Genomic DNA, 8,472 nt, shown 5'->3' on the forward strand with positions numbered 1-8,472 from the left:
TCATGTCGCGCCGTTTTCACGCCCCCGTCGTCCTGCCCGCCGATCCCTCCTGTTCCCTGCTGCGTGACGCGGTCGTAGATGTCGGCGAAGACGGCCGCATCACCTTCTGCGGTCTTCGCGCCGAGGCACCGGAATGGTCCGGCGCGGTCACCGAGCTGACCGGGATCCTGCTGCCGGGCCTGGTCAACACGCACGCGCACAGCCCGATGACGCTGCTGCGCGGGATGGGCGGGGACCTGCCACTGCTGCGCTGGCTGCGCGAGATCATCTGGCCCGCCGAGGCGAAGCTGCGGCCGGAGGACATCCGGGCCGGGATGCTGCTCGGCTCGCTGGAAATGCTGCGGCACGGTGTGACGACGAGCGCCGAGATGTACTTCGAGGGCGAACAGCTCGCCGACGCCGTACTCACCACCGGTGGGCGCGTGCTCATCGCGCCGCCGGTGATGGACCTGCCGACGTTGGGACTGACCTGGCGTTCGACGCTCGGCGCGATCGACAAATGGATCGACACCGACGGGCTACGCTTCGGCGCCGGTGACCGGATCGAGCTGAGCTACGGACCGCATTCGGCGTACATGCTTTCCCCGGAAGGCCTCGCGGCGACGGCGGAATCGGCCGCGGCCCGCGGCGCGCTGGTGCACATCCACGTCGCCGAGGCGGCGCTGGAGGACACCGCGCAGCGCGAGGAGTTCGGCTCGGTGCCGAAGCTGCTGGAGCAGGTCGGCATGCTCCAGGGCCGGATGCTCGCGGCACACGCGATCCATCTGTCCGATGAGGACATCGAGTTGTTCGCCAAATACCGGGTCGGGGTGGGGCACTGCCCGGGTTCCAACGCGAAGCTCGCCTCCGGGATCGCGCGGATCGCGGAGCTGCGTGCCGCGGGCGTCGACGTCGGGATCGGCACCGACGGCCCGGCCAGCAACGACGACATCGACCTCTGGGAGGAAATCCGGCTGACCGCGATGTTCGCCCGGCTGGCGACCGGCGATTCGACCGTGCTCACCGCGGCCGACGTCTTCATGCTCGCCACCCGCGGCGGGGCCGCGGCGCTGAGCCGCCCGGACATCGGCGCGCTGGAGCCGGGCCGCTGGGCCGACATGGTGCACGTCGACGTCGACGGCCCGGCGTTCGCCGCCGGCCTCGACGTCCCGGACGAACATCTGCTGTCGAACCTGGTGTGGGCCGCGGGATCGCGGTATGTGCGGGACGTCTGGGTCGCGGGCGAGCAGGTCGTGGCGGACGGCGAATCGACGCGGGTGGAGCGGGCCAAGGTGCAGGCCGCGGCGGGCGAGGCCGCGGCCCGGCTGCGCTAGCGGTTCGTGCGGGGCCGGAGCACGACCTCGGTGAGGTGTGCCTCGGGGCTCGCGGTCACGGCCGTGCGGACGGCGGCGGCCACGGACTCGGGACGCAGGTAGCGGCCGGGGTCGTAGTCGTTGCCCTCGCTCGCGACGAGCGCCTGCTGCATCTCGGTGTCGGTACGCCCCGGGTACACGGACGTCACCCGCAGGGCCTGCTCCTCCTCGCGAAGCGAGTCGGCGAAGGCACGGACGGCGAACTTGCTGGCGGCATACGGCCCCCAGCCGGGCCGCGCGTTCTGCCCGGCACCGGAGTTGATCACCACGACGTGCCCCTTCGCCGCGCGGAGCGCGGGCAGCAGCCGCCGGGTGAGCTCGACGACCGCGAGGACGTTGACGTCGAAGTTGTCGCGCCAGTCCTGCGCGGTGGAGTCGGCGAGCGTGGCGACCTTCGCGACGCCGGCGGAGTGGACGAGGACGTCGAGTTTGCCGATCGCGGCGGCGGCCTTGTCCAGTGCTTCGGGATCGGTGAGGTCGACCGGCCATACGCTGCTGTTCGGGACCTCGGCGGCGATCTTGGCGAGCGCGTCGGCGTCACGGCCGCCGAGGAGGAGACGGTGGGTCGGGGCGAGTGCGCGGGCGATCGCCGCGCCGATGCCGCGGGAGGCACCGGTCACCAGGGCAAGGGGAAGCTCGGTCATGCTCCCCACGGTAAGGGCGGTGGTGGGTTGGGTCCGGGTGGGGTGCTGAAGGACCCCTTCGGTGCACTCAATGCACTGAACGCGTCCTTCAGCACGGCGAACGCACCGAAGGCGTCCTTCACGGACTGCCCGAGGCGTTGTCCACAGGTAGTCGGCCGTTGTGGACAACTCCGGCCTCAGCGGCTCGTTTTCGGGGTTTCGTCGTACCCCGGCGATAGAATGGTCTTGGGGTCGCCCCCCGGAGCGGGTGGGGGACACCCCCACGTAGCGAAGGAGTGGGTCAGGGGGTCGAGGCCAGGCGGATGCCGGGGATGAGGCCGAGGTCCAGAGCCAGGTTTTCGCGGTGCGCGGCGTCGATCGTGGTCGGCGGGGTGCAGCCGGTCACGGGGTCGGCGTCGGAGTCGCGGGCCGGGTCGCCGAGGTGCGGGCGGGTCGGCAGGTAGCCGGAGTGGGTGGGCGGCAGGGCCTTCACGTCGAAGCAGACCTGGTATACGCCCGGCTTCAGCTTGTCGAAGAGGTACTTTCCGTCGGCGCCGGTCGTGGTGGTGGCGACGGTGTCCCCGCCAGCGGATTTCAGCAGCACGCGCACGCCACGGATTCCCGTCTCACCACGGTCCTGCACACCGTTGCGGTTCCCGTCCGCCCAGACGTAGTCGCCGATCCGGCCGATCGCGGGCGGCGGAGTGACCACAATGGACGATGAGGCCGACTTCTCCGGCAGGGTGCCACCCGGGTAGGCCGCGGTCACCGTGGCGGTGCCGACGTGGCCGTTGTCCTGCTCGGTGACGTTCGCGTGCTCGCACAGGACGTCCCGGCTTTCCCCTGCCGCGAGCGGAAAACCGCTGTCGGGCAGTGCGCACCACGGATCCCGCACGGCGACGTTCTCCAGTGCCTGCGTGCCCTCGTTGGTGACCGTGACCTTGAACCGCGCGGTGCCGCCCGCGGGAATGGTCGCGATCGAGGCCCACTCACCCGTTGCCGGGTTCTGCACCTGCGACCGCACCGAGTACGCGGCCAGCTGCAGGTAGACGCAGTCCCACATCACCCACGTGTAGTTGGTGGCGGCGAAGAACTTCACCGACGTCGCGGAGTCCGGCGCCACCACCGGCGCGAAGTCCTGGCGTTCGAGCCCGCCCTGGTCGACGTCGCGGCCGACGTCGAGTTTGTGCTCGAGCACCTGCTTGCCGCCGCCGTCGTAGAACCGCAGACCGGTGGCCAGTGCCCGATCGGGATAGGAAAGATTCGCTTTCAGCGTCCCGGTCCAGGCGGTCAGCGTGTAGGCGCCGCCGGGGACGAACTTCTGGTCCTGTTCGGCGCTGCTGACCATGCGGTCCGGGGTCTGGACCAGCGCGTACTTCGCGCCATCGGCGGGATAGGTGCCGTCGGTGAACAGCCGTGGCGTCTTCACCCCGGGTGTCCGCGGCGGCACGGGCGCGGCCGGAGTGAAGAGGTAGCCCTCGGGGGCACCGCGCTGAGTGACCTTTTCCACGCTCGGGTTCGCGGCGATCCCGCCGGTGCATCCCGGCGCGACCGGCCCCGGTTCGGTCACCCCCGAAGCGGTGGGGGTGACCGAACCGAGGACGAGGGACACGGCGGCGACCACCACAAAGCCCGCACGTGCCCTGTTCACCGGACGCTCCTGCCTGCCGACAGCTACCAACCGTGGAACACCACGAGCGAAGTTAGCCGCCGGAGCGCGGCCGCGGCATCGCTGAACAGGGTCGAATGCTCGCCACGCTCGGTTACCGGACGCCGATCTGGCCGACCAGCCCGAACCGGCCCTTCTTCCACACCGACACGATCGCGGGCCGCGGCTGCGCCGATCCGCCGTCCGGCCAGTGCGAGGTCGGGTTCGCCGAGCTCGCCGCGTTCTCGCCGGGGTGCTGCACCGCGACGAGCACCAGGTGGTCGGTCACCACCGGGCCGCAGGTCTCCGCGCCGACCGGCACCGAGAGGAACTGCTTGACGTGCCCGCGTTCCGGCCCGTCGACCGGGACCGAGAACAGCCCGTCGTTGGCGCCGAGCGCGTTGCCGTCGGTGGCGATCCACAGGTTCCCGTGCCGGTCGAACGCGACGTTGTCCGGGCACGAGATCGGGCTGACCTGGTCCTTCGGGAACCCGCCGAAATAGGTGTCGGCAGTCGCCGGGTCACCGCAGACGAGCAGCAACCGCCAGGTGAACTTGGTCGACGCGGCGTCGCCGCGATCCTCCGCCCATTCGAGGATGTGGCCGTTCTTGTTGCCCTTGCGCGGATTCGCCTCGTCCGCAGCGGCTTTGCCCGCCGCGCCGCGGTCGCTGTTGTTGGTGAGCGCCGCGTAGATCCGGCCGTTGACCGGGTTCGGCTCGATGTCCTCCGGACGGTCCATTTTGGTCGCCCCGGCTTTGTCCGCGGCGAGCCGGGTGAAGACGTAGACCTCTTCCGCGGTCATACCGTCCACAAAGGACTTGTCGCCGCTGGCCAGCGGAATCCATTCGCCGACGCCGTCGAATTCGCCGTCCGAGGGGAGCTTGCCGGTGCCGTCGATCTCGCCTGCCGGGCTGTCGCCGGTGAACTTGCCGACGTAGAGCGTGCCTTCGTCGAGCAGCGCGGAATTGTGCCGCCGCGCGTGCGCGCTGTCGCCCTTCTTGTACTTGCCCTTCGAGACGTACTTGTAGATGTACTCGAAACGCTCGTCGTCACCGGAATACACCGCGACGCGGCCGTCCGCGGTGATCTTGACGTTCGCGGCCTCGTGCTTGAACCGGCCCAGCGCGGTGTGCTTGATCGGCGTCGAATTCGGGTCGTGCGGGTCGATTTCGACCACCCAGCCGAACCGGTTGGGTTCGTTGGGCTCCCGCGCGACATCCCAGCGCTTGTCGAACCGTTCCCATTTCCGGGTGCTCGCCCCGGTGCCGACCGCGTACCGCTTGAGCCGCGACGCGGTGGCGGGGTCGGCGACCTTGTCGGCGTTGGCGAAGTACTGGTGGAAGTTCTCCTCGCCGGAAAGCACCGTGCCCCAGGGCGTTACGCCGCCGGAGCAGTTGTTCTGCGTGCCGCGTACCTTGCGCCCGGTCGGATCCGCCGAGGTCTTCAGGAACTTCGACCCCGCGGCCGGGCCCCGCACCTCGAACTCGGTGTCGAGCGTGATCCGGCGGTTGTAGCGGCTCGGAACCGCCCGCAGGGCACCGAAAACCGGGTCACGGTAGGTCTGCACGACGGACAGGCCGTGGGCGGCCCAGGCGATCTTGACCTGCTCCTCGGTCGGGCTCGCCGGGTCGTACTGGTCGGCGGGGAAAAGGTGCACCTCGGTGGTGTACTCGTGGTTGACCACCAGCAGATTGCGGACACCCAGCGGATCCTGCGGGATCAGCCCGACGAAGTCGTTGTTGTAGCCGAACTGCTTCGCCTGTGCCGCCGCGGTCTGGTTGCGGAAGTCGAACTTCGGCGCGCCGGGCACCACCGCGTCGCCCCACCTGATCACGACGCTCTGGTCATAGCCCTCGGGAATGCTGACCTGGTCGAGCTTGTTCGGCGGCACCGGGTCGAAGTCGGTCCCGGGCGCCGGGCGGTCCGGGTGCCCGGGCCTGCCCGCCGCGGCGGGGACGGCACCGGCGGCGGGGGTGGCGGCCGCCGTGCCGGAGAGAGCGGCGAAGCCGCCCGCCGCCGCGGCGAGCACCGCGCCCGCCTTCAACGCTCCGCGCCGGGACACCACGTCCTTGACGACGTCACCGAAGTACTCGTTGCCGGACGGGTTCGGTGCCGGGTGCGCACAGGCGTTGCCACAGCGGTACTCGCAGGTGAGGGGAGAACGTCCGCCGGGGTGTACGGGGTACAACGGCAGCGGACGTCCACGCTCGAAGGACACGGGGCCTCCAGGGTCACTCAGTCGGGAACGAGCCGACCGTAAGTGCCCGAAGCCAGCCGATTCGGACAAACAGGTGAACAACGGGTGTATTCCGCCTGTGTGCCCGAATGGTTACGGCTGGTCAGAACTCTTCGTCGCCCACCAGCGCGGCTTCCTTGGGCACCGTGTGCGGGTCCGCCTGCCGCGTCCGGACCATGAGCAGCCCACCCGCGCCGACGCACAGCACCGCGGCGACCACGAACGGCGCGTGCGGCGAACCGAACCAGTCCGCGACGTGCCCGACCAGGGTTGCCGCGACGGCGCCGCCGAGCCAGCGGCAGAAGTTGTAGCCCGCGCTCGCGACCGGGCGCGGCGCGTCACTGATCGACATCGCGGTCCCGGTGAACAACGTGTTCAGCAGCCCGGAAACCAGGCCCGACAGGATGATCCCGACGACGATGACCGGCTTGCTCGGCACCGCGAGCACGACCATCAGCACCGCGTAACCGAAGACCGCGAGCGCCGCCGCGTGCCGCTCACCGAGCCGGGCCGCCAGCTTCGGCGCGAACGCGACACCCGCGACCGCGACGCAGACACCCCAGCCGCAGAAGATCAGGCCGACCGCGATGGCGCTCCAGCCGAGGACGAACGGCGACCAGGCCAGCACCGCGAAGAACGCCGCGGTGTAGAGCGCGGACGCGATGGAAGTCCGCAGCAGTCCGGGGTGACGCAGCGCGCGGATCGGGTCGAGGAGCTTGATCGGATCCCGCTTCTCGTGCGCGTCGCTGCGCAGATAGACGGCGCACAGCACGAGTCCGCAGGCCATCAGGATCGCGGTGCCGACGAACGGGCCGCGCCACGAGATGCTGCCGAGCAGCGCGCCCAGCAACGGGCCGACCGCCAGGCCGAGGCCGAGCGCGGCCTCGTACAACAGGATCGCGCCCGCCTGCCCGCCGGTCGCCGCGCCGACGATCACGGACAACGCGGTGGCGATGAAGAAGGCGTTGCCGAGACCCCACACCGCACGCAGTCCGACGAGCTGTTCGATCGAACCCGCCGCCGCACACAACGCCGTGGCCAGCACGATCAGCGTCAGCCCGACGAGCACCGTGCGCTTGGCGCCGAACCGCGCGCTCGCCGCGCCGGTCACCAGCATCGCGATGACCTGGACGCCGAGGTACGACGAGAACAGCAGCGTCACCTGCGACGGCGTGGCGTTCAGTCCTTTGGCGATGGACAGCAGGATCGGGTCGACGAGCCCGATCCCCATGAACGCGATGACCGCGGCACCCGCGGTGATCCAGACCTGCTTGGGCTGTCCTTTGACGGCGTCCAGCAGGCTCGCGTGTCCTTCAGCGCTCATCGGGGATCAGTTCCTCCTTCTTGAATCCGATCGGCTTGGTTTCGACCAATTTGGTGAGGGCGGGCAGCGCGGCCTCGATGGCGGCGCGGTCGGCGTCGTCGAGCTCCATGAGCCGCTCGCGGAGGAATTCCTCCCTGGCGGCGGCCAGTTCGGCGTAGAAGCGGTTGCCCTCGTCGGTGACCTCGACGAGCACGGCCCTGCCATCGGCCGGGTCGGGTGTGCGGCTGACGATGCCCATCCGTTCGAGGCGGCGGACGACATCGGTCATCGACGGCATCCGGACGCCTTCCAACTCGGCCAGCGCGCTCATCCGGCGCGGCCCGCCCTCGATCAGCTCACGCATGACCGACCCCTGGGTCAGGGTGAGCGTGAGCTGCGGGGTCTGCCGGCGGATGACGTAGTACAGCCGGAAGAACAGGGGGCGGAGCTCATGCGCCAGGTCGGCCACTCGGGAAGTCACTTAGCTATGCTAACAAATTTAGTTAGGGTGTCGAAGTAATTCCACTCACAGCTACCCTGCGAGGTATGGACGCGGTGATCTTCGACCTCGACGGCGTACTGGTCGACTCCGAACGGATCTGGGACGAGGTGCGACGCGCGGTCGTCGCCGAACACGGCGGAACGTGGCGACCCGAGGCGACCAGGGCGTTGCAGGGGATGAGCACCCCGGAGTGGGCGCGCTACCTCGTGGAAGAACTGGGCACACAGCTCACGCCGGGCGAGGCGGCAACGCTGGTCGTCAAGCGGATGGCCACGCGCTACGCCGAGGACCCGCCGTTGATCGACGGCGGAGTGGACGTCGTGCGCGCTGTCGCGGACCGGTGGCCGGTGGCGATCGCCAGCTCGTCACCGCCGCTGCTCATCAAGGGCTACCTGGACGTCACCGGCCTGCCGGTGGCGGTCGCGGTGTCCTCGGAACAGGTCGGCGCCGGGAAGCCTGCCCCCGACGTCTACCTGCGGGCGGCCGAGCTGCTGGACGTCCCGGCGGCGGACTGCGCGGCGGTCGAGGACTCGACGAACGGGCTGAAGTCGGCGATGGCCGCGGGGATGGCGGTGTACGCGGTCCCGAACCCGCACTTCCCGCCGGACCCCGAAGTGCTGAAGGAGGCCACCGCCGTGGTCGACGGCATCACCGCGCTCCCGGCCGCGCTGGGCGTGGGCTGAAGGGGACTTTCGTCTCGTAGGACGTACTGAAGGGGGGGGGGGGCTTCGGGGGCTCAGCGCGCCGCACCCCCCCCGCCACCCCCCCGACAGCGCCCCGCTCGAGCGGACGCGGGAGAAGGGGACGG

Annotated in this window: 7 protein-coding genes; 2 read left to right on the forward strand and 5 right to left on the reverse strand. The window is 70.2% G+C overall.

From position 1 onward, the window contains the following. The first annotated feature begins 2 nt into the window (after positions 1–2). Positions 3–1,313, forward strand: coding sequence for an amidohydrolase family protein (locus ACFWY9_RS09385; protein ID WP_378326602.1), 1,311 nt, complete (start codon positions 3–5; stop codon positions 1,311–1,313). On the opposite strand, the gene ACFWY9_RS09390 is transcribed toward ACFWY9_RS09385, so the two are convergent. From ACFWY9_RS09390 to ACFWY9_RS09410, 5 genes are all read right to left on the reverse strand, one after another. Continuing rightward, entirely contained in the window at positions 1,310–1,996 is a 687-nt protein-coding gene (locus ACFWY9_RS09390; protein ID WP_378326601.1) for an SDR family oxidoreductase, read from the reverse strand. The two genes, ACFWY9_RS09385 and ACFWY9_RS09390, sit on opposite strands and share 4 nt — an antisense overlap. A gap of 280 nt (positions 1,997–2,276) precedes the next feature. Beyond that, positions 2,277–3,626: an SdrD B-like domain-containing protein gene (locus ACFWY9_RS09395; protein WP_378326600.1), complete on the reverse strand. Its 1,350-nt coding sequence runs from the start codon at positions 3,624–3,626 to the stop codon at positions 2,277–2,279. Positions 3,627–3,738: 112 nt separating this feature from the next. Continuing rightward, the gene (locus ACFWY9_RS09400) at positions 3,739–5,841 is read right to left on the reverse strand and encodes a PhoX family protein (protein ID WP_378338597.1); all 2,103 of its coding nucleotides are present in this window, start codon (positions 5,839–5,841) and stop codon (positions 3,739–3,741) included. A 121-nt stretch (positions 5,842–5,962) separates the two neighbouring features. Further along, positions 5,963–7,183: an MFS transporter gene (locus ACFWY9_RS09405; protein ID WP_378326598.1), complete on the reverse strand. Its 1,221-nt coding sequence runs from the start codon at positions 7,181–7,183 to the stop codon at positions 5,963–5,965. After that, entirely contained in the window at positions 7,173–7,643 is a 471-nt protein-coding gene (locus ACFWY9_RS09410; protein ID WP_378326597.1) for a MarR family winged helix-turn-helix transcriptional regulator, read from the reverse strand. The genes ACFWY9_RS09405 and ACFWY9_RS09410 overlap by 11 nt, the downstream gene beginning before the upstream one ends. 65 nt (positions 7,644–7,708) lie before the next feature. On the opposite strand from ACFWY9_RS09410, the gene ACFWY9_RS09415 reads away from it, so the two are divergent. Further along, positions 7,709–8,347 carry an HAD family hydrolase gene (locus ACFWY9_RS09415; RefSeq protein ID WP_378338598.1) on the forward strand — a complete coding sequence of 213 codons (639 nt, stop codon included), beginning with the start codon at positions 7,709–7,711 and terminating at the stop codon, positions 8,345–8,347. Positions 8,348–8,472 lie beyond the last annotated feature (125 nt).

The sequence above is a fragment of the Amycolatopsis sp. NPDC059027 genome, assembly GCF_042739735.1.
Lineage (GTDB): Bacteria > Actinomycetota > Actinomycetes > Mycobacteriales > Pseudonocardiaceae > Amycolatopsis.